Annotated in this window: 19 protein-coding genes and 1 pseudogene; 15 read left to right on the top strand and 5 right to left on the bottom strand. The window is 57.0% G+C overall.

Features of this window, described 5'->3' with window-relative positions; genetic code table 11:
- Positions 1-20 precede the first annotated feature (20 nt).
- Together K0O24_RS14690 and K0O24_RS14685 are read left to right on the top strand one after the other, a co-directional pair.
- Entirely contained in the window at positions 21-1,118 is a 1,098-nt protein-coding gene (locus K0O24_RS14690) for an alkene reductase (protein ID WP_219893443.1), read from the top strand.
- The gene (locus K0O24_RS14685; protein WP_219893442.1) at positions 1,115-1,654 is read left to right on the top strand and encodes a nuclear transport factor 2 family protein; all 540 of its coding nucleotides are present in this window, start codon (positions 1,115-1,117) and stop codon (positions 1,652-1,654) included. Before K0O24_RS14690 ends, K0O24_RS14685 begins: the two co-directional genes overlap by 4 nt.
- On the opposite strand, the gene K0O24_RS14680 is transcribed toward K0O24_RS14685, so the two are convergent.
- Positions 1,623-4,274: a winged helix-turn-helix domain-containing protein gene (locus K0O24_RS14680; RefSeq protein ID WP_219893441.1), complete on the bottom strand. Its 2,652-nt coding sequence runs from the start codon at positions 4,272-4,274 to the stop codon at positions 1,623-1,625. The genes K0O24_RS14685 and K0O24_RS14680 overlap by 32 nt on opposite strands.
- A gap of 127 nt (positions 4,275-4,401) precedes the next feature.
- The gene (locus K0O24_RS14675; protein WP_219893440.1) at positions 4,402-5,067 is read right to left on the bottom strand and encodes a 3,4-dihydroxy-2-butanone-4-phosphate synthase; all 666 of its coding nucleotides are present in this window, start codon (positions 5,065-5,067) and stop codon (positions 4,402-4,404) included.
- A 175-nt stretch (positions 5,068-5,242) separates the two neighbouring features.
- Here K0O24_RS14675 and K0O24_RS14670 point away from each other — a divergent pair, with 175 nt between their 5' ends.
- Genes K0O24_RS14670 through dmpG form a run of 3 tightly spaced genes read left to right on the top strand, consistent with a single transcriptional unit; the run spans position 5,243 to position 8,018 of the window.
- Complete coding sequence (locus K0O24_RS14670; protein WP_219893439.1) at positions 5,243-6,040, top strand: fumarylacetoacetate hydrolase family protein; 798 nt, start codon at positions 5,243-5,245, stop codon at positions 6,038-6,040.
- 11 nt (positions 6,041-6,051) lie between these two features.
- Complete coding sequence (locus K0O24_RS14665; protein WP_219893438.1) at positions 6,052-6,981, top strand: acetaldehyde dehydrogenase (acetylating); 930 nt, start codon at positions 6,052-6,054, stop codon at positions 6,979-6,981.
- The gene (gene dmpG, locus K0O24_RS14660; RefSeq protein ID WP_219893437.1) at positions 6,978-8,018 is read left to right on the top strand and encodes a 4-hydroxy-2-oxovalerate aldolase; all 1,041 of its coding nucleotides are present in this window, start codon (positions 6,978-6,980) and stop codon (positions 8,016-8,018) included. The genes K0O24_RS14665 and dmpG overlap by 4 nt, the downstream gene beginning before the upstream one ends.
- A 6-nt stretch (positions 8,019-8,024) precedes the next feature.
- Here the strand turns inward: dmpG and K0O24_RS14655 are convergent, their stop codons facing one another.
- Entirely contained in the window at positions 8,025-8,525 is a 501-nt protein-coding gene (locus K0O24_RS14655; protein WP_219893436.1) for a flavin reductase family protein, read from the bottom strand.
- A 417-nt stretch (positions 8,526-8,942) separates the two neighbouring features.
- On the opposite strand from K0O24_RS14655, the gene K0O24_RS14650 reads away from it, so the two are divergent.
- Positions 8,943-9,824: an MOSC domain-containing protein gene (locus K0O24_RS14650; protein WP_219893435.1), complete on the top strand. Its 882-nt coding sequence runs from the start codon at positions 8,943-8,945 to the stop codon at positions 9,822-9,824.
- A 95-nt stretch (positions 9,825-9,919) separates the two neighbouring features.
- Here K0O24_RS14650 and K0O24_RS14645 read toward each other — a convergent pair whose 3' ends face one another.
- Positions 9,920-11,257 carry an alkaline phosphatase family protein gene (locus K0O24_RS14645; RefSeq protein WP_219893434.1) on the bottom strand — a complete coding sequence of 446 codons (1,338 nt, stop codon included), beginning with the start codon at positions 11,255-11,257 and terminating at the stop codon, positions 9,920-9,922.
- Positions 11,257-11,508: pseudogene (locus K0O24_RS14640) on the bottom strand (TonB-dependent receptor); the annotation flags it as partial. The gene K0O24_RS14645 and the pseudogene K0O24_RS14640, both read right to left, overlap by 1 nt.
- Before the next feature lie 511 nt (positions 11,509-12,019).
- On the opposite strand from K0O24_RS14640, the gene K0O24_RS14635 reads away from it, so the two are divergent.
- From K0O24_RS14635 to K0O24_RS14595, 9 genes are all read left to right on the top strand, one after another.
- Positions 12,020-13,252, top strand: coding sequence for a tyrosine-type recombinase/integrase (locus tag K0O24_RS14635; protein ID WP_219893432.1), 1,233 nt, complete (start codon positions 12,020-12,022; stop codon positions 13,250-13,252).
- Positions 13,253-13,284: 32 nt separating this feature from the next.
- Positions 13,285-13,692, top strand: a complete 408-nt coding sequence (locus K0O24_RS14630; protein WP_219893431.1) for a hypothetical protein — start codon at positions 13,285-13,287, stop codon at positions 13,690-13,692.
- 78 nt (positions 13,693-13,770) lie between these two features.
- The gene (locus K0O24_RS14625) at positions 13,771-13,971 is read left to right on the top strand and encodes an AlpA family phage regulatory protein (protein ID WP_219893430.1); all 201 of its coding nucleotides are present in this window, start codon (positions 13,771-13,773) and stop codon (positions 13,969-13,971) included.
- A 142-nt stretch (positions 13,972-14,113) separates the two neighbouring features.
- Positions 14,114-14,446 (top strand): hypothetical protein, encoded by a 333-nt coding sequence (locus K0O24_RS14620; protein ID WP_219893429.1) that lies wholly within the window; start codon positions 14,114-14,116, stop codon positions 14,444-14,446.
- Entirely contained in the window at positions 14,439-15,551 is a 1,113-nt protein-coding gene (locus tag K0O24_RS14615; RefSeq protein ID WP_219893428.1) for an AAA family ATPase, read from the top strand. The genes K0O24_RS14620 and K0O24_RS14615 overlap by 8 nt, the downstream gene beginning before the upstream one ends.
- Before the next feature lie 202 nt (positions 15,552-15,753).
- Complete coding sequence (locus K0O24_RS14610; protein ID WP_219893427.1) at positions 15,754-16,209, top strand: hypothetical protein; 456 nt, start codon at positions 15,754-15,756, stop codon at positions 16,207-16,209.
- A 553-nt stretch (positions 16,210-16,762) separates the two neighbouring features.
- Entirely contained in the window at positions 16,763-17,311 is a 549-nt protein-coding gene (locus K0O24_RS14605; RefSeq protein WP_219893426.1) for a thermostable hemolysin, read from the top strand.
- On the top strand, positions 17,308-19,374 hold the full coding sequence (locus K0O24_RS14600) for an AMP-binding protein (RefSeq protein WP_219893425.1): 2,067 nt from the start codon (positions 17,308-17,310) through the stop codon (positions 19,372-19,374). The genes K0O24_RS14605 and K0O24_RS14600 overlap by 4 nt, the downstream gene beginning before the upstream one ends.
- Positions 19,361-20,116, top strand: a complete 756-nt coding sequence (locus tag K0O24_RS14595; RefSeq protein ID WP_219893424.1) for an SDR family NAD(P)-dependent oxidoreductase — start codon at positions 19,361-19,363, stop codon at positions 20,114-20,116. Before K0O24_RS14600 ends, K0O24_RS14595 begins: the two co-directional genes overlap by 14 nt.
- The last annotated feature ends 5 nt before the right edge of the window (positions 20,117-20,121 follow it).

Genomic DNA, 20,121 nt, shown 5'->3' with positions numbered 1-20,121 from the left:
GGCCAATGGAGAATCGCCGAATGAACCATCCGACACTTTTCTCGCCAGCCTCACTCGGCACACTTGAACTGCCCAATCGAATAGTCATGGCGCCAATGACGCGTCTGCGCGCTTTGGGCGGCCTGCCCAATTCCGCAATGGCGGACTATTATGGTCAACGCGCCGATGCAGGCCTGATTGTTACGGAATGCACAATGGTTGCAGACACAAGTGCTGCATATATCAACGCGCCGGGCATCTTCGATGATCGGTTCATCTCTGGCTGGCGCGCTGTAACGGACGCTGTGCATGAGAAAAACGGGCGCATCTTCATGCAACTTTGGCATTGCGGGCGTGTTGCCCATATGTCCATGATGCCCGGAGAGGTCGCCCCTCTTGCACCGAGCCCGATTGCGGGGGCAGGCGAGCTTCATACTTTCTCTGGCAAGCACCCAATGTCCGTTCCACGTGCGATGTCGGTCGATGAAATCAGGGGTTTGACCAAGGCCTTTGGCAAAGCCGCGGAACGTGCGTCGCGTGCTGGATTCGACGGTGTCGAAATCCACGGTGCCTTTGGATATCTGATAGATCAATTTCTTCAGGATGGCAGTAATCGCCGCAATGATGACTATGGCGGATCGATTGAAAACCGGGTGCGCTTTCTGCTGGGCATCGTTGGCGCAGTTCAGCAGGCATTTGGTGCCAATGTTGGCCTGAAACTCTCCCCATCAAGCAGGGCACATGGCATGTCTGACTCAGATCCTGCTGCACTTTTCGGCTTTCTCCTTGATCAACTCAACGATGCCGATCTTGCTTATGTCCATATGATGGAGCCGCTACCCGATGATCAGGCGATGAACCCGACAATCGTCAACACACGTGCCTTTGCGCGTCAACATTATCGAGGTGTCTTGATCGCTAACGGAGGCTTCGCGGCAGAATCGGCGGAAGCTGCACTCGCAGCGGGCGAGGCAGATCTCGTTTCATTTGGACAGTTGTTCATCGCCAATCCCGACCTGCCAGAGAGGTTTGCACGCGGCGCAGCGCTTGCCATTCCGGATTTTACGAAGGTCTATGGCGTTCCGGGTCTGCCTGTCGAGATCGGCTATAGCGATTATCCCAGAGCAATTTCGACATGACGCCCGAGGAAAAGATCGCAATGCTCTGGGAAAGGGCCCAAATCGAAACCGTCATGCTCGACTTTGGACGTGCCCTCGATCTTGGAGATTGGCCGCTTTATCGCAAATGCTTCGCCGACAGGATCAGGGTCGATTTCGAGCGCCTGACTGGATTTCCGGAGATTGAAGTCGATGCCGATGCCTGGACGCGTTTTGCAGAACTCGCATTGGGACAAGTGCGAAGACACCATCAATATTCAAATTTTGCGGCAAAATTGGAAGGCGAGCGGGCGACGGCAATCACCTATATGGTCGCCAGGCATTTCAAGGCAACCGACCGCGGCGGCTCCACAAATACACAATACGGCTGGTACGAAAATAGCTTCCAGAAACTGGCTGGTGAGTGGAAGATCGTTCGCCTGTCCCATCAATTTCAGTGGGTTTCGGGTAACGATGCCCTGTTCGATTTTTCCGAACCGGCGCTTGCTGCGCAAATGGCGTGCGTTTTTTGCGACGCTAATCGCGTCAAGCAATCAGGCCCAGCTGACGCGCCTTGAATACGGCTTCGGATCGTCGATTGACCCCTAATTTGCCATAGATCTGCTGCAAATACCATTTGACTGTTCCGAGCGTCAGTCCAGCTTCTTCCGCAATCTGGCTGTTCATCATGCCGGTCGAAATCATGAGGAGAATTTCGGATTCTCTGTCATTCAAGGCATCATATTGGCCGCCAAGTTCATCAATATCGATGGTACTGTTTGGAGCCTTCGCGGCTTTGCTGCCAAATGCCGTCACGACTTGGTTGTGATAGGTGAGGAGATCCAAATCGGCACCTGCCGAACTCAAAGCCATCTGCTCGATTTGAACTTTGACAGCAGGATTGGCGTCGACAAAGGATCTTACAAACCGGCCCTTGGCGCCAAGCTGAAGGGCTGTGCGCAAAGTGCGATGAGCCGGCTTGGCTTCGCCCATGACAATCTGCACATGTGCCAGCAAAAGGCCAAATCGGATACCAAAACGGGTACAGCCGTTATCGTCTAAGAACCGAAGCCAACGGCGGAGCAGCATCTCTGCACCGCCCAGATTGTTATCGACGAGAGCCAGGTGAGCCGCTGCGAACGCGCGCGCCGCTGCTGCAGTTGTCTGCCCTTTCGCCGGATAAAATGTCTCAAGTCCTGCAGACAGGTTATTGACTATTCCGATACGCCGAACCTCGGCGGTTTCGCCCGCAGCGGCCAGGATCCTGATACGGTCAGCGACAAGAAACGCGTTTAGACGATCAAACTCGCGCGCTACAGAAATCTCCAACCCCTCATCTAGAGCACGCAGGGCTGCGTTGGTGGATTCCAGTGCGGCCAATCGCACCTTCGTCTGATAACCGGCGACTAGTTGGTCGACCAGGCCGATCCGTGTGGAAAGTGGCAGAAACTCCTCTACAAGTTCTCTCGCTCTCTCAACTTCGTTTTGCTCGTAGAGCAATTCTGCCAAATGCAGTGCGGGGATTGCGGTCACCGGATTTTCGCGGCCAATGACCTCCAATGCTGTCTCAAGCGATCCCTCATAGATGATCCGCGCGCGATCCAGTTGGCCAATCTGCGAATAGCCCGCCCCAATGATGCAATCGTGCCAAATCGTTCCCCAGCGATTGCCATTGTTGACAAAAATTTCGCGCGCTCGGCCAGATGCCGCAATTGCCTGACAATTGAATTGCTCGCGTTGAGCATAAATCAGAGACGTTTGAGAAACGGCATCATCATAAAATGAATATCCACCGTCCATGGCCAGCCATTGGCGAGCAAGCGCTTCTGCGCGGACCATCTCATCCCTGAGGATCGCCAGTTGCATTTCACAGTAAATCTGTTTGCGCAATATGCGCGGTAGATCGCGCCCTGATTCAATCCATTTTGCCGTACGCTGCGCATTCATCAGCGTTGAACGGACATCGCGCAGGATCCGGTTTGCTTCGCTGAACTGCCAAGTAAGGGTCAAAGCATATACGCGATCAAGCTGAATTTCGGGATAGTCGAGAAGTAGCTCCTGTGGCAGTGCGGAAGCATAGCGCATCAACGTGCCGTCGCGGCCTGATTGAACCAGTTGATGCGAAACGCGATTCAAGACTTCGGCAGAATCTACAGGATTGCCCGCGAGGAACGCATGTCGAAGTGCCCGTCCTGGGTAGCCGCGCTCTTCAAACCAATTTGCCGCTCGCCGGTGCAAATCAGACTTACGCTCCGGCGCTGAACGCGCGGCCATGGCCGCCACAGCATCTGAAAACAATTGGTGGAAGCGGAACCAGCCCGGCTGGCCCACTCTTGAAATAAACATTTGCAACGATTCAAGCTCTTCGATCAGCGCTGCGCTGTCATTGCGATCAAGCACGGTGTCACAGAGTTCCGCTGAAAACTCTCCTATGACGCCAGCATCAAGGACAAACTCGGCAATACGTGCCGGCAGTCTGACGAGAACCTCGTCGCGCAAGAATTCCGCAACACCCAGACCGGTTGCGGGCAAGAGCTGTGCAAGGGCAGGACGATTGTCATGGGAAAACGACAAGGCTGCAAGCTTGAGTCCGACTGGCCAGCCTTCGGTGTGGGCAAACACCTGATCGGCAACTTCATCCGATACAGCGTCAGGAGCGCTGAGTACCAGAAAGTTTCGACTTTCATCCCGGTCAAAGCGCAAGTCTCGCAAGCCCAGCTCCAGCACTTCTCCCAATGCACGTAGCTTCGCGAGGCGAATGTTTGGCTGGGTGCGAGAGCTCAGCAAAAGATGCAGCTTTTGCGAGCCTGAATTCGCAAGCAGCCCAATCAGGCTGAGTACATCCGGATTTGAAACTGCATGCAAATCATCGATCAGGAGTACGACATGGCGATTGGTCTTTTCCGTAGCATTGATGATCGAAGTTGCGGTCGCCCGCAAATCGATATCAAGCTTGAAATCGATTGATGCCCGTAATGTGCCGTTCAATTCGCCTATACCGTGGTCTATCGCCGAGATGAGATGATTTGCGAATAGAATGGGATCATCATCGGACTCGTCCACGGTGAGCCAGGCGGCATCGACCAAACCGCGGTCCAATCCCAAATACCATTCTCCCAAGGCCGTTGATTTTCCATATCCGGCAGGTGCGGCAACAATGGTCAAGGCTACATCGAGCGCGCGGTTCAATTTATCCATAAGGGATTGGCGCGCGATCAACGCCGATTTACGAAGTCTCGGCGGACTCAATTTTGTCGCTAGAATAAGGCCAGAAAGGCCCGCCTGGATCTCGGAGGCGGGAATCAAGGGCCTATTGCGGACGGCCTTAAGCGAATTGTTCACGGTCAAGGCCGCCAGCACCGACGCTAATCGATGGCTCCAGTGCACTGTTCGCCAAGGCTAGGGCATCGACCGCAGCTTCGCCCATGCGGACCAACAGCGGGAGCGCATGGGCCTGAGCAAGAGCTTCACAATAGGTCCAGCTCGCGACATTCCCTTGCTCATCAAGGATATCGCACCACGCGATGGCAAGCGCATCGTTGAAGCGGGATGCGTGATGAAAGGCGAGCGCTTCAAGCCTTGAGTCTTTAGACGTCCTGTTCGGGACAATTGCGGGCATGATGTGGCCGGGTGAAACAAGATCCTCGCCAACAGCCGTTGGTTCTGCCAGAGTGCGCAGGGTAAGCGCACGTTCCGAGGCGGATATGCCCGTTTCGGTGCAAGCCTTCGCTTCCACACTTGCAAGATAGCGCGGTGCGTCGGCATTGGTCCTGTTGTCGTTCATTGGCGCCAACCCAAGCCCATAGGCGCGTTCAGGGGTCATGGCGGCACCGATCAGGCCACGTCCGTATCTCGCCATGAAGTTTACGTGATCTGCGCTAATCCTTGTGGCGTCTTGAAACAGCAAGCCGCGTCCGCGACCATCCAGCGCAGACTTTTCAATCAGAACGGTCAATGGACCGTTCGAGGCTCCTCGCAACATGCCGCCCATCTCCAGACTCCTGACGCGCAATGTTCGGCCTTGTTATTTCTTTGAACGACCGACGCACGTGTTATCTAAGCCATATGGGCAATCGGCAACACCTAACTTTTGGCCGGGCAATCTTCTCTGCCCATCCAACCAAAGGTTAGGTGGCGTTTGGCGCAAATGGGTGTGTCAGGGATAGATGGCTGAACTTGATAAACTGAATCCGGCGATTCGCCGCTTTGGCGAAGAACTTTATTCTGCCTTGCGCAATCGCAAGACCATTCTTCCGATCGCTGAACGCGATCCCACACTTACCATTGAGGATGCCTACGAAATCTCCCTCGAATTTCTGGCGCGTCGTTGCGCTGATGGTGAAAAGGTTGTCGGCAAGAAGATTGGCGTGACGTCCAGAGCCGTTCAGGACATGCTGGGCGTCCATCAACCGGACTTTGGCTTCCTGACAGACTGGATGGCTGTCGAAGGCGATATTTCCATCGACGACAAAGCACTCATCGCGCCGCGCGCCGAAGCTGAAATTGCCTTCATTCTCAAACGCGGGCTGAAGGGCCCTGGGGTTTCCGCGAGTGATGTACTCTCCGCAACCGAAGCAATCGCACCATGTTTCGAGATTGTAGACAGTCGCATCCATGATTGGCGGATAGGCATCATCGATACGGTGGCTGACAACGCCTCGTGTGGTGTTTTCATTCTGGGGGAAGCGCGGGCCGATCCGCACAATTTTGACCTGCCCAGCTTGAAGGTATCAGTCCACAAGAACGGTGAGCCGCTAAGCGAGGGCTTTGGGGCGGCTGTCCAAGGCTCGCCGGCCGAAGCAGTCGCCTGGCTCGCAAATACACTGGGCGGTTTCGGAGTTTCTCTCGATGCGGGCGACATAATCCTGTCCGGCTCGCTCGTTCCATTGGCACCTGCAGTAAAGGGCGATGTTTTCGAGATGCAGCTCCACGGCATCGGGAATTGTGTTGCGCGTTTTGTTTGAAGGGAATTTGTGTGGGACGGATCAAGGCAGTGATCATCGGTTCGGGCAATATTGGCACAGACCTGATGATGAAGATGATCAAATATCCGCAGAACATGGATTTGGTGGCCGTCGTTGGCATCGATGCGGCGTCGGAAGGGTTGGCGATGGCCCGCGCGCACGGCATCGCGACGACACATGAGGGGATCGAGGGGCTGAAGCGGATGGCCAATTATCCTGAGATCGGCATCGCTTTCGATGCGACCTCTGCCTATGCCCACAAGGTCCATGATGCAGCACTGCGCGCCGACGGGATCCAGGTGGTCGACCTCACTCCAGCGGCGATCGGTCCATTCACGGTTCCACCCGTCAACATGGAAGCCCATCTCGACCAGCCCAATGTGAACATGGTGACATGCGGCGGCCAGGCAACGATCCCGATGGTGGCAGCCGTCAGTCAAGTGGCCAAGGTCCATTATGCTGAGATCGTGGCTTCAGTCTCGTCTCGTTCGGCTGGCCCCGGCACGCGTGCCAATATCGACGAGTTCACCCGGACCACGGCTCGCGCAATCGAAGTGGTTGGTGGCGCAGCCAAGGGCAAAGCGATCATTATCCTCAATCCGGCCGAACCCCCAATGATCATGCGTGATACAGTATTCACCCTGTCCGAAGGTGGTGATGAGGATGAAATCCGGGCTTCAGTCAAGGCGATGGTCGCCAAGGTTCAGGCCTATGTTCCAGGATACCGACTTAAACAGGAAGTCCAGTTTGAGCGCTATGGTGACAACAACCGGCTGCACATTCCAGGAATGGGCGACTTTACCGGGATCAAGACCAGCATCTTTCTGGAAGTCGAAGGAGCAGGCGACTACCTGCCGAGCTATTCGGGAAACCTCGACATCATGACGGCAGCAGCCAAGGCGACAGGCGAACTTCTGGCAGCGCGAAGGATGGTTGCATGACATTCGATGTAACCCGCGACAAGCTCTACATCCAGGACGTGACGCTGCGCGACGGAATGCACGCGATAAAGCATATGTACGGGATTGACCATGTTCGAGCCATTGCAAAAGCGCTCGACGAGGCCGGGGTCGATGCGATCGAGGTTGCGCATGGTGACGGGTTGAGCGGGGCAAGCTTCAATTACGGCTTTGGCGCGCATACCGACTGGGAATGGCTTGAGGCCGTGGCCGATGTCCTGACGCACTCGATCCTGACCACGCTGATCCTTCCCGGGGTTGGCACAGTCGAGGAACTGAGGCGCGCTTATGATCTGGGCGTTCGATCCGTGCGCGTTGCGACCCACTGCACCGAGGCCGATGTGTCAAAGCAGCATATCGGTATAGCACGCGATCTTGGGATGGATGTCGCGGGCTTCTTGATGATGAGCCATATGATTGAGCCAGAAGCCCTCGCTCAGCAGGCCAAGCTGATGGAAAGCTATGGCGCCCACTGCGTCTATGTGACCGACAGCGGTGGCGCCCTGGACATGGATGGGGTTCGGGATCGCCTGCGCGCCTATGACCGCGTGCTCAATTCGGGAACACAACGCGGAATTCATGCCCATCATAATTTGAGCCTGGGGACGGCGAATTCGATCGTTGCTGCACAGGAAGGGGCAGTTCGTATCGACGCCAGCTTGGCCGGTATGGGGGCGGGGGCGGGCAACGCCCCGCTTGAAGTGTTCATCGCCGCTGCTGATCGCAAAGGCTGGAACCATGGTTGCAATGTCATGGCGCTGATGGATGCCGCCGAAGATCTGGTGCGGCCTCTACAGGACAGGCCGGTTCGCGTTGACAGAGAAACTCTCGCGCTTGGCTATGCCGGTGTCTATTCAAGCTTCCTTCGCCACGCCGAAAAAGCCGCATCAGACTATGGTCTGGATACACGCGCGATACTGGTTGAACTGGGCCGCCGAAAAATGGTCGGCGGGCAAGAGGACATGATAGTGGATGTCGCCCTCGATATGCTAAAGGACGGGCGCGCGCCCCTAAATTGAAGGCCGTCAGCTTGAAAAGGGCTTTGCCGAGGCAAATGTGCCATCAACATAGAGCAGCGGCCGTGCGGAGTAGTTCAATCGCACAGCAATAACTTGTCCAATAATGATGCGATGTGTGCCGTGATCGAGGAAGTTTGCCTGTTTGCAGACTATGGATGAAACGGCAGATTTCAAAATTGGAACGCCGCCAATTTCCGACCAATCACCTCTTGTGAATCTCTCGTCCCGCTTGCTGGACTGGCCGAAAACATTCGCAATTGCGACATCTTCTTCGCTTAGCACGTTGACTGAAAAGCGGCCGCTCAATTCCACTACATCGAAGATTGTGGCCGACCTGTTTATGCAAACCAGCAGCGACAAAGGATCGAAACTCAGGGAGGTTACGGCAGTTGCCGTCATGCCCGCCCGTTCTTCATTCTCGCCGGTCATTATCAGATGTACGGAACTTGCCATGCTTCGCATCGCCGTTCGGAAGTATTGAGCGAGATTAGCGCTTGCTTCGATCATGCTACACATTTTGAGATCAGGACACTTGGATTTCACCTTACTTTTGGTGCTGGAAACTGCCCGGTTAATTTTGCCAAGATTGCGCTGCGACGAATTGATATTGTCCGCTGTGTTGGCCGATCCGGAACGGCACCTTTCAAGAGCGCTGTATGGGATAGCAGACATCCGAAGAAATGAGTTGGCGTGTCATGACATGGCCCCCTGATAGTTACCAGTCAGAGGTAGCGTCTCGCTCCTTCGAGATGGTTGTTTGACCAGATGACAAGGTGCATGACGGGATGCTGGAGATCCCCTACCAGGAGTGCTGCCCTGAAACGGCTTGCGCTGCAACCGATGCTGCCGCCAATTCAGATTGCTCGACTTCTGCCAAATTGGTGATTAGCTTGGGATGCGAACGAATTCGGGGGAGATCGTGACTTGAATTTTTCAGTGACGGGCATCTATCGCTATCCGGTCAAATCAATGCAGGGGGAAGCGCTCGATCGGGTAGTGGTCGGCACGGGCGGCCTGGCACTGGATCGGGGCTGGGCACTGAGGGATGAAGAAAACGGCAATATCCTGAGCGCAAAGCGTGTCGGTGAATTGCTCGAATGTTCGGCCCGTTACGTCGATCACCGCAACGACAATTCGATCCCCCATGTCGAGATAAGCCTGCCGGGTGGCAAAACGATCCGGTCTGACGATCCTGGTGCCAACAACAGCCTTTCGGAATTCCTTGACCGGGACGTGACGCTTTGGCCGCTACAGCCAAAGGAAGATGCGGAGCATTACCGCACCAGGCGGGATCCCGATTTCGATTTGGAAAAGGAGCTGCGTGAAATCTTCGCGCTCAATCCGGATGAAGGGCTGCCCGACCTGGGCAAGTTTCCGCCGGAGGTCCTCGAGGAATTGTCGGTCTATTCTTCGCCGCGCGGGACCTATTTCGATGCATTTCCGATGAACTTCCTCACCGAAGCTTCGCTGCGCCGGATGGCGCAACTGATGCCGGGCGTGAAAGTCGGCAGGGAGCGCTTCCGGCCCAACATCCTAGTGGGCGACGATCAGCAGTGCTGCGACACGGCAGAGTTTGATTGGGTCGGCAAAAAAGTATCAGTAGGAGGAGCGCAGTTCGACATCGCCATGGAATGCCCGCGATGTGTCATGACGACGCGAGCCCAGCCAGGTTACGAGAAGGCGAGCTCGATCATGCGAACCTTGGTGCGCGAGCTGAACCATAACCTCAGCGTTTACGCGAATGTCGTACGCGGCGGCGCGATCAGCCTTGGCGACGCGGTTGAGGTCGTAAGCGAATTACGGTGACGAATTGCAGTTAAAGCGAAGTCGATAAACGATTGTCATAAGAACTGCGCAGCAAACGCCAAAAGTGCTTGCCCGACGGCCCGATTTTGACGGCACTATTTCAAGGCGGGGACCGCTGCACTTGGAAACGGGACATTCATGATCCGTGCAATTGTCGGGGCAATGGCACGGATGTCGATCTCTCCGAAGTCATGTCCTTTGGCGACCTTCGGCCCCATGATCATGAAGGTGGAGCGCATGGCTGCAGAAGCCGGAAAATAGCCGTGCATGCCCTTGGAGCGTGATGGCCGGACCATATCGGCCGTCGGGCCTTTGAAGCCGCCGCTCATCGCGCCGGGAGCCATATCGACATAGAAGCTGGCTTCAGGATTTCCGTGCATCGCGGCGATCTCTGGTCCTCGAATGATCGACGCGATTTGCATGTTGGGATCGACCTTGAGGCGATCAAGCAGCGCGCTGACACGTTCACGAACGGCACTGTCATCGGGTTTTGCGAGGACTATGGCCACCGAGCCTCCGGAAGGCCAGGGCATAGCCAGCCAGTCGGCGACCTTGCCGTTCTCGTCGAGGGTAATGAGCTTTTCATCAATGAAGGCGCGAAAGAAATCGATCTCGACGGTGGTCGGTGCAAAGCCATGGTCGCTCACCAGCGCGATAACGGCGTCCTGGTGCACAGCGCGCTCGGTCGCGATCAACGTTCCGACTATGGTGTCAATTCGTTCGAGCACGGCATGCGCTTCGGGCGTACCTGGCCCGGACTCATGCTGCTGATGGTCAAGTCCGGTCAGATAGACCGTCGCAAAGTCCGGCTTCTGGTCCTTGATCAATTGCACCGCAAAGGCACCGCGGTTCTCGTCTGCCTCAACAGACTCATCGATGCCTTGCACATAAGGTTTGCCAACTTCCGTTTCGAGGCGATCTACAAGCCCGGGCGTTGCGAGCGCCTTCATGAGGTTCAGATCGTCGGGATGGCCCGTCCGCCAATATTGCGGCAGATTCCATCGAATCGATGACGCGCCAACGCTTACAGGCCAGAAGACATTGGCGACCGAACGGCCGGCCTTTGCGGCTGCGTCCCACAATGTGGGCACCTTTATGTCTCGTGCATACCAATACCAGCCGGTCTGGTTTATCCCCTTGGGATCAAATGTCGTGTTGTTGACCACGCCGTGCTGGTCCGGACTTACGCCCGTGATGAGTGTCGTGTGGCTGGGGTAGGTGACTGTCGGCAAGACGCCCACCACGCCGCTTGCATAGCTGCCCTCCACAAGGAACCGCCGCAGGTTCGGGATTTTCAGTCCCCGCTTCTCGGCATCCAGCACGTCTCCCGGGCGCAGGCCATCGACCGAGATCATCAGAACCGGTTCGGCCTGAGCCGCACCCGGCGCGAGGCTCAGAAGCAACATCACGCCGGGCAACAGGGCCTTGTTCATCAAAAGCCGACCTTCACTGTGGCAAGGAACTGCTGCGGTGCGCCTGCCAGAAGCGTCTGGTTGTCACCGCTGTTTCCAAAGCCGTTGGAGCCAATCGTGGACACATATGCCTTGTCGAACAGGTTTGTCACGTTGAGTTGAAGTTCGGCCTTCCGCAGGCCGGCAATATCGAACCTGTAACCAAGGGTCGCATCCACCAGGGCTCGCCCGGGGACCGACTGATCGTTGAGATATGTGAAGTAGCGCTTGCTGGCGCAAACTGTCTCGTTGCCAATGTTCGCCTTCCACCCCATTGAAGACATTGAGCCCCCAAAACTAAATTCTGAAAGCAGCCATCAGCCAAGTACACAATCTAGCTGAACGGATGGCAGCTTTCGATTAGCCGGTCCATGCCTGCAAACGGCTGAATAATGCGCTGCAGCCAAACTGGCATCCTGAACGCGGTCGCTGGCTTGGAATGGCATGCATGGCCGATTCAGGTGTGATGCCTCGGTGATTGCGAATTTATCAGCAGCGCTTCCAAGCTGCTGGAAAATCAGAAAAAATAATTAAATTTCAATAATTTAGGTGGTGGACGCACTAGGGCTCGAACCTAGGAACCGCTGATTAAGAGTGAGAGATGATAGTCGGAATGTAGGGGAATTATCAGGAGGGGAGGATTGATGAAGGGCAGAAATACTGCCATTTATCTGGAATTGACTGGAGCCTAGCTAACTCAACGGGAAGGCGATCAGTTAGACAGATGTTAGACAGGCTATGCCCATGCCGAAGCCAGCGTCACTCTTGAAGGGGTTTGAAAAGGCCGTCGAAACCACCCGCGCAAATCCCGCTAAGCGCCAGGTCATATTTGATGGAGCGACAACCGGGCTCGCGCTGATCGTGTCGCCAAAGGGCAAAAAGAGCTTTTCCATTGTCGCGCGCGATCCGAAAGGGAAGCAGGTTTGGAAGAGCATCGGTGAGCCGGGCAAAATGACCGTTGCGCAAGCCCGCGAGAAGGCCCGCATCGGCGTCGACAGGATCAAGGCCGGTGAGACCGAAGTGTTTCCAGATGAGAAGCCCAAGGCGCCGCCTGAGACGTTCAAAGTGGTTGCGGAGCGCTTTATTACACGATGGGTTGATAAAGGCGGCAAGAAGCAGGACGGTGTGCCGCTGCGCTCGAAGCGCGAAATCGAGCGTCAACTCAAAAAGTATATCTATCCGAAATGGGGAGACAGGCCATTTCTCGAAATCCGGCGCGGCGTTGTGACTGCGCTTATGGATGAGCTGGTCGATAATCATGGCGCGGTGCAAGCTGATCGCGTGCTGGCGACACTCGCAAAACTCTTCAACTGGTTCCGGCAATATGATGAGGAATATGTCTCGCCAATCATTCCAGAGATGAAGAGGTCAGGCAGCCATATATCTCGCGCCCGCAAGCGCATCCTGACTGACGATGAAATCCGGACAATCTGGGCTGCATGTGGCGAGATCGGAACCTTCGGCGCGTTCGTTCGTATGGCGCTCCTGACAGGGCAGCGAAGGGCAAAGGTTGCGGCCATGCGGCACGAGGATGTTGTTGATCGCGTGTGGACAATCCCTTCAGAGGCTCGGGAGAAGGTGAACGCTGGTTCGCTCAAGCTGCCGGATGCGGCAATCGACATCATCGAGGCTCAACCCAAAGTGAAGGATAATCCGTTTGTTTTTACGGGTCGCGGCAAACTTGCCTTCAACAGCTTTTCGGACGGCAAGGAGGACTTGCACGCAAAGGCCCCGATTGCGCCATGGGTTACGCATGATTTGAGGCGCACCGCGAAGTCATTAATGGCAAGGGCAGGGGTGAGGCCCGATATATCGGAGCGGACGCTTGGCCACGTCATAACTGGCGTTGAAGGCACGTATGATCGTTATTCCTATGCCGACGAGAAGGCCGAAGCACTCAAGGCGCTGGCAAGCCTCGTTGAGCGGATATTGGAAAACGACGATTGCAATGTTGTTCAGCTGGCGACTGCGCGATGACTAGAGAAGAGGCCGAGCGCATCGCAGCTCCGATGATGCTGCAGTATCGCCAGCAATATGAGCGGGGAGATCCTCTTGGGCTTATCCAGGCCATGCGCCATGCAATTATGTGGTCGCTACCCGTTCCCGATTGGGCATCTGAGCATGCTTTGAAGGCCATCGAATTCTATTACACCGAAAATGGGGGAGCACCGGGAAGAGGAAAGACGGGAAGTCTGAGGGCGAAAGCTAAGCGGGATCGCATAGACAGGTGGCGCCACAGGGCTGCGGACCGTGAATTGGCGATGCGGCAATATGGGATCATTGGAGGCTCAAAGGAGGCGGCATTTCAGCGTGCATCGGATAGCCTCAAGCATACACCTGCGCAGGGCGAGCCCAGGCAAATTAAGCGGTCTTATGCCAAGGTCGAGAAAAGCTTTAAGCAAAACTCTGACCAATAATTGACCCGAATTATAGGTTCTAGGACGAGCAAATTATGCCCTTAATAGGAAGGTTCCGGAAACAATCGGAGCCACGAAATGAAAGTTCTCAGAACCTACCAAACCGAAGAGAAGACGGGCTATTGCGACCGCCAGCTTCGCGACCTTGAAGCCCAAGGCCTTTTCCCAAAACGCTTTCCCTTGAACCCGAGCGGCAAAGGCCGCGCCGTTGGCCATCTCGAAAGCGAAGTTGACCAGTGGATAGCTGAACGCGCGGCGGCCAGGATGGAGGCCGCCTGATGAAAACGAAGCCCCGCCACACAGGTGGCAAAGGCTCCGATGATCTTTCGCGGGATCAAGAGCCTCTTAACAGAATCCGCCCTTATCAGCAACCGGAGCTTGGCCCGATCTTGCGTCGCCATTGGTGGCGGGAGGGTGCTGCATGAACGCGCTGATGAAGACCGAGACGGCACTGTTCCAGCGCGATGACATGGACGCCCGCTTTGACACCTTCATTGGGCGAGGTGATCCGCCAGACGTCCGCCAGGCGCGTAAGGCACTTGCCAAAGCCCGCGATTGGTCATTATTCGCAGTCAGCAACCCTTGCGCGCACAGTGACGACGCCTTGTCCGTCCACCAAGTCATCCTGAGGATTACGAGTCGGTGGATGTACGCGCATCTCGACACCGACAAGATACTGGATGCCGTCGCGGTTTGCCGCCGTTTGGCGATTACGACCTCATGCCTTGATCGCCTGGATCTATCCCATGGCTGATCCCTGGGACGAACCACTTGTGCACCCAGGCGGGATATCGGCGAGCAGGCTCATGCAGATGCAGTTCGCGCCGCTCAGGCATGTCGTGCCTTGCTATGTTGTCGAAGGTCTTACGGTCTTTGCGGGAGCGCCCAAGCTGGGGAAGTCGTGGCTGGCTCTCGACTGGGCCCATTCGGTCTCGGCAGGGGCCCTGGCATTCGGCTCCTTGGCTTGCGAACAGGGCGATGTCCTGTATCTGGCGTTGGAGGACAACCCGCGTCGCCTTCAAGGTCGACTCAGGCACATGCGGGTGAACAATCCTTCCGAACGGCTCACCTTCCATACCGAATGGCCGGACATGGACGGTGACTGTCTTGGGCGGCTCCAGGCATGGATAGACAGTGTGTCCAGACCTCGCCTTGTCATCATCGACGTGTTCGCAAAGGTTCGCGGCATCAACAGCGGACGCGAGACCCAGTATGAGGCAGATTACAAGTTCGCCGCGATGCTCCAGCGCTTGGCCATCGACACCGGCCTAGCCATCGTCCTCGTGCATCATACCCGCAAGCAGGAAGCGGACGACCCATTTGACGCAGTGAGCGGGACCAGGGGGCTGACTGGGGCCGCGGACAGTGTCCTGGTTCTGACGCGCGACGTGGCAAGCCAGCGTACAGTGCTTTATGGACGCGGCCGCGACCTCGAAGAAGTCGAGACGGCACTCGAGTTCGACCGCGACACGGGGCGCTGGAGCATCCTGGGTGAAGCCGGTGAGATCGCCAAGACCCATGAGCGGCGCGCGATCACCGAGTTGCTTGGCCGCGCCGTCGAGCCGATGTCGCCGAGCGAGATTGCCGACGCGCTTGGTAAGACACGTTCCAATGTCAGCCATCTGCTGGCTCGCCTGATGCAGGAGACGCTGGTCCAGAAGCACGCCAAGGGACGCTATTCGCTCGTAACCCCCATTCACTCTGTTCACTCCGTTCACTCAGTTTCGGTGGAGAGTGAACAATGTGAACGGAGTGACAGGGGGGTAATACCTCTCATCGCACCTGTCGCAGCGACGAACGTGGTCACCAATCCCAGGCATCCGGATCCAACAGACGCATTCTTCACAGGTGCGGCGTGAGGGGGGCATGTCATATCCTGCCGCCGCCGGCTCTGGACACCTCCGCTCCGCATGCCGGCCATAAATGCCCTCAATTTGGCTTTGGTGGCGAGCGTGGCGCAGGTTGGCGGGAGGGGGTGGTTACATCCCTGCACCCGGTCAGGGGGACACCGCTGCCATCCTCCAAAGTTATTGCTAAACCCAAAATCGTGAGGAACATGCCATGACCAGACACCCGAGGATCGATAGCGCAAGCCAGGCTGTCGAAGTGATGAAGGCGGGAATGCGGGAGATCGCTGTTCCCGGCCATGTCCGCATGACCGATGAGGACTGGCCGTTCTGGCACTCCGTCGTGTCCGAGTTCGCCCGGAGCCAATGGACCGATCACAGTCTTGAGTTGGCGGCCATGCTTGCCCGTTCGATGGCCGACCTCGAACGCGAGCAGCACTTGGTCAGGCTGGAAGGGTTTATCGTCAAACGACGCAACGGTACTAAAGTTGAGAATCCTCGAAGTCGTGTCGTGAAGCGCCTGACGAGCGAAATCCTGTCCTTGCGTCGCTCGCTGGCGCTTCACGCGCGGGCGCGAGGTGGTGATATGAGGAACATCAGGAGGCGCTCCGATATTGCCAAGGCGATCGAGGCGTCAAATCCGTTGAACGACAGGTTGCTTGGGCCGTAGTCGCCCACAGTGGTTCAAGCTGCACTCGTCAGCGGTTGCTCCCATGCGCGTCTGCGATTTTGCGAATGTCGGCTTTCCCAAGTTTGCCTTCCAAAAGCTGACAGTCCGGAACCGACCCCAAAACAGACATTCAATTTGCGTCCTTAAAATTCTGAGCAGTTGGACAGCCCGGGAAGTCGGCTTACAAGCAACCATCCTTGCGGAACGGACGTTTGCCCAATCCGTATCGATGTATTGAATTCCTTCCGCTCCTGCCAGGCAGATCGAGCAAGCCTTGAGCTGTTGTCGTGATTTGACCTTCTGAATCTTTCGTTCGCGTCTATCGGACACAAGTTCAAATTGGCATGATGGCACCTCGTCCAACCCTCGCCAACGGTAGGTAAAGTTTCTGGGCGGGCGCAACCGGAGACTAGGAGACGACCGGCTGGCTCCCCCGCTGAGACGAGTTAGCATCGACTGAACCTTTGCGAGCCAATCAAAACTTTTTTCGCCCTCTATCTGAGGTGACCCTTGATCGACGGCGTCTTTGGCTTGAAACCGAAAAGGACGCCAGATGGATCGTAGCCCAGAGTTGGAATTGATGCAGCAGCGCTTTGCCGAGGTGCACCGCGCTTTTCCTTCGGCGCATTTTTCGGACCTGCGCGGTGAGGAGCGTGGCGGCAAGCTCTGCGCAACATTGGGCTATCGCCGCGCCCACAGGGAAACACTGTTTCTGGAACGCTATCTCGATCAACCTGTTGAGCAATGCCTTGCGGCTGTCCTCGGGAGAGACGTGACGCGCAACGATGTCGTGGAAATTGGTAGCCTCGCATCGTGCAACGCAGTTGCGATGATCGCACTCTGGTCGAGAACCGCCAATGATCTGGGGGGCGATGCGGAAATTGCCGTTGCCGTCCTGACCGCCCCTTTGAGGTGCATGTTCCAGCGGCTTGGGGTCAATCTTGTTGCTCTTGCCAAGGCGGATCCGGCGCGTCTGGGACCGGAACGCGCAATCTGGGGCAGCTATTATGAGAATGATCCGGTTGTCTGCGCGGGCCTGGTCGCCGAAGGGCAGGCCCGGCTCGCCCGCTTTGCAGCGCGCATCGAAAGGCAAGCGGCATGACGGCGCTTTTCGAGGCGATTGAGCGCTACGCCATGGCCAAGTGCGATGCTGTTGCCATTGAAGGCAAAGACAGCAGGCTGACCTGGCGGGCCCTTGCGGAGGCTGTAAAGTCATGCCGCCCCGCCTTGAATGGATTGCCTGGACGGTTAGGGCGGGCAGTCGCTCTTGCGCAGGATCACGGTCCTAGCGCCTGCGTCACTGACATTGCCCTTCTGGAGGCTGGCGTTCCTGCGCTGCCCTTGCCGGCATTTTTCACAATCGAGCAACGTCAGCATGCGATCGCTTCGGCGGGCGTTGCGGCATTGTTTGGGAGTGATGACGATCCGGCCCGCTTCCAAGCCCTTGAACAACAGCCGGTCGATCTTCCTGTTGGCACCGCGAAGATCAGCTTCACATCAGGCTCGACAGGAAATCCGAAAGGCATCTGTCTATCTGCGGACCACCTTCTTGGTGTCGCGCAGGCCGTGGTCAACGCGGTCGGTCAATCGCATGCCGGTCGGCATCTGGCGGTGCTCCCGCCCGGCATCTTGCTGGAAAATGTCGCGGGCTTTTATGCGGTGATGCTCGCAGGAGGGACCTATGTCGCTCTTCCTCAAGCCGATATCGGTCTGGCCAATCCCTTTCAGCCCGATTTCCTGAGGCTGCTGGATTGCATCCAGCAGCGTCGGATCACGTCGCTTATTCTTGTGCCCGAATATCTGAATGGGCTGACATCGGCGCTCGAAGCAACGGGACGGCGCCTTCCCGATCTGACCCTGGTTGCCGTTGGCGGCGCGCGGGTGTCCCGCGACCTCATAGATCGGGCGAGTGCAAGGGGCCTGCCGGTGCGGCAGGGTTACGGCCTGACGGAATGTGCTTCGGTTGTGGCTCTTGAAGGCCCCAAGCCGCGTGAGCGCGGGAGCGTAGGGCGCAGTCTTGGCCTTAATGCCATTTCGCTGGCAGAAGATGGCGAGATCGTCATCGACGGTCCGCTATGCCTTGGGGCGATTGGCTCTCCATCGACTCCCGGCCCCTATCGTACCGGCGACATTGGTCGCATCGATGCTGAAGGCAATCTGTGGATCGAAGGCCGCAAGTCAAACCTGATCATCACGTCGCACGGTCGCAACATCTCTCCGGAATGGGTTGAAAGCGAATTGACCAATCAGCCGGGCATCCTCCAGGCAATGGTTTTTGGAGACGGCCTGGCAGAGCTTGGCGCGCTGATTGTCCCGTCAGGTGCGATGTCCGATCTGGACGGCGCGGTCGCCGCCGCCAATGCGAGACTGCCGGCCTATGCCCGGATCGGTCATTTTCGGCATGTGGCGCCCTTCACGCCCATGAACGGCATGCTGACAGGGAACGGCCGTTTGAAGCGGCAGGCCATCTTCCAGGCCTATGTGACGGGCGAGCGCGCCTTGCCTTTTTTTGACCGGCTCGTGGCTGAAACCGTCGCGGAGCAAAAGAGCCTTGCCGCTGTGCCGCAATTGCAGGCGGGACTTGCCGGGCAGATCGACCGGGCGACCTATATTGCCTATCTCACCCAGGCCTATCACCATGTCCGCCACACCGTGCCGCTGCTCAAGGCGGCGAGATCCCGGCTGGCGGACAAGCCGCTCTATGCCCGCGCGCTCGACGACTATATCGAGGAAGAAACCGGCCATGAGCACTGGATCCTCGCGGACATTGCGGCGGCTGGCGGGGACGCGCAGGCCGCTGCGGCCAGCCCGCCCAACCCGGCGACTGCAGCCATGGTTGCCCATGCCTATAACGTGGTCGAAAACGGCAATGCCGCCGGCTTCTTTGGCATGGTCTATGTATTGGAAGGCACAAGCATTGCTCTCGCCTCCAATGGCGCATCGGCTGTGCAGTCATCGCTTGGCTTGCCGCCGGAGGCTTTCAGTTACCTTCAGTCCCATGGGGCGCTCGATATCGAGCATATGAAGTTTTTCGCACGGCTGATGAACAGCGTCGACGATCCCGCAGACCAGGAAGCCATCCTCGCAATGGCCAAAGCCATGTTCGGCCTTTTTGGCGGCATGTTTGCCTCAATCCCGATGGAGCAATTCGATGAAGCGGCTTGATGGAAAACACGTCGTCATTACCGGCGCTGCGGGCGGCATTGGCTCGCTCGTTGCCGAACGGCTCGCAGAAAGAGGCGCTCACGTGATCGGGATCGATCGCATCGGCTGCCCGAAATGCCATGACTCGATCCTGGCTGATCTGTCGAGTGAGGCCGGTCTTGCTGAAATCTCCGCGACGCTTGCCGGAATGCACGTCGATCTGCTCGTGAACATTGCCGGGATGCAATATTTCGGACCGTTCGAGGATCAACCGCTGGACAATCTCTGGCGCGGTTATGCGGTCAACCTTGTTGCCCCGGCCGCGTTGATCCGGGCCGTCCTGCCGCAGATGCAGCAGCGTGGCGATGGGCAAGTCGTCAACATCGGGTCGATGCTCGGCGCCGTCAAATACCCCTTCTTCGCTTCCTATTCGAGTGCAAAGGCCGGACTTCAGGGGCTGAGCGAGGGGCTGCGCCGCGAAATTGGGGCGGGTGGTATTGCGGTAACCTATATCGCGCCACGTGCCGCACGGACGGCTTTCAACTCTCCGGCCGTGATGCGGTTCATGGAACTCAACAAGATGAAGACAGACGAGCCCGAATTCGTCGCCGACCGGATCGTTGCTGCCATCCTCGAACGGAGGAAGGAGGTCTTCATCGGCTTTCAGGAGCGTCTGTTCATGCGGCTCAACGCGCTTGTGCCGCGCCTGATCGACATGGGCATCTCGCCACAGGCGGCAAAGGCCCGCCATCTTTTTCAATAACTCCC

Source organism: Aquisediminimonas profunda, assembly GCF_019443285.1.
In the GTDB taxonomy this organism is placed as follows: domain Bacteria; phylum Pseudomonadota; class Alphaproteobacteria; order Sphingomonadales; family Sphingomonadaceae; genus Aquisediminimonas; species Aquisediminimonas profunda.
This window is presented reverse-complemented; position numbering and strand designations above follow the sequence as displayed.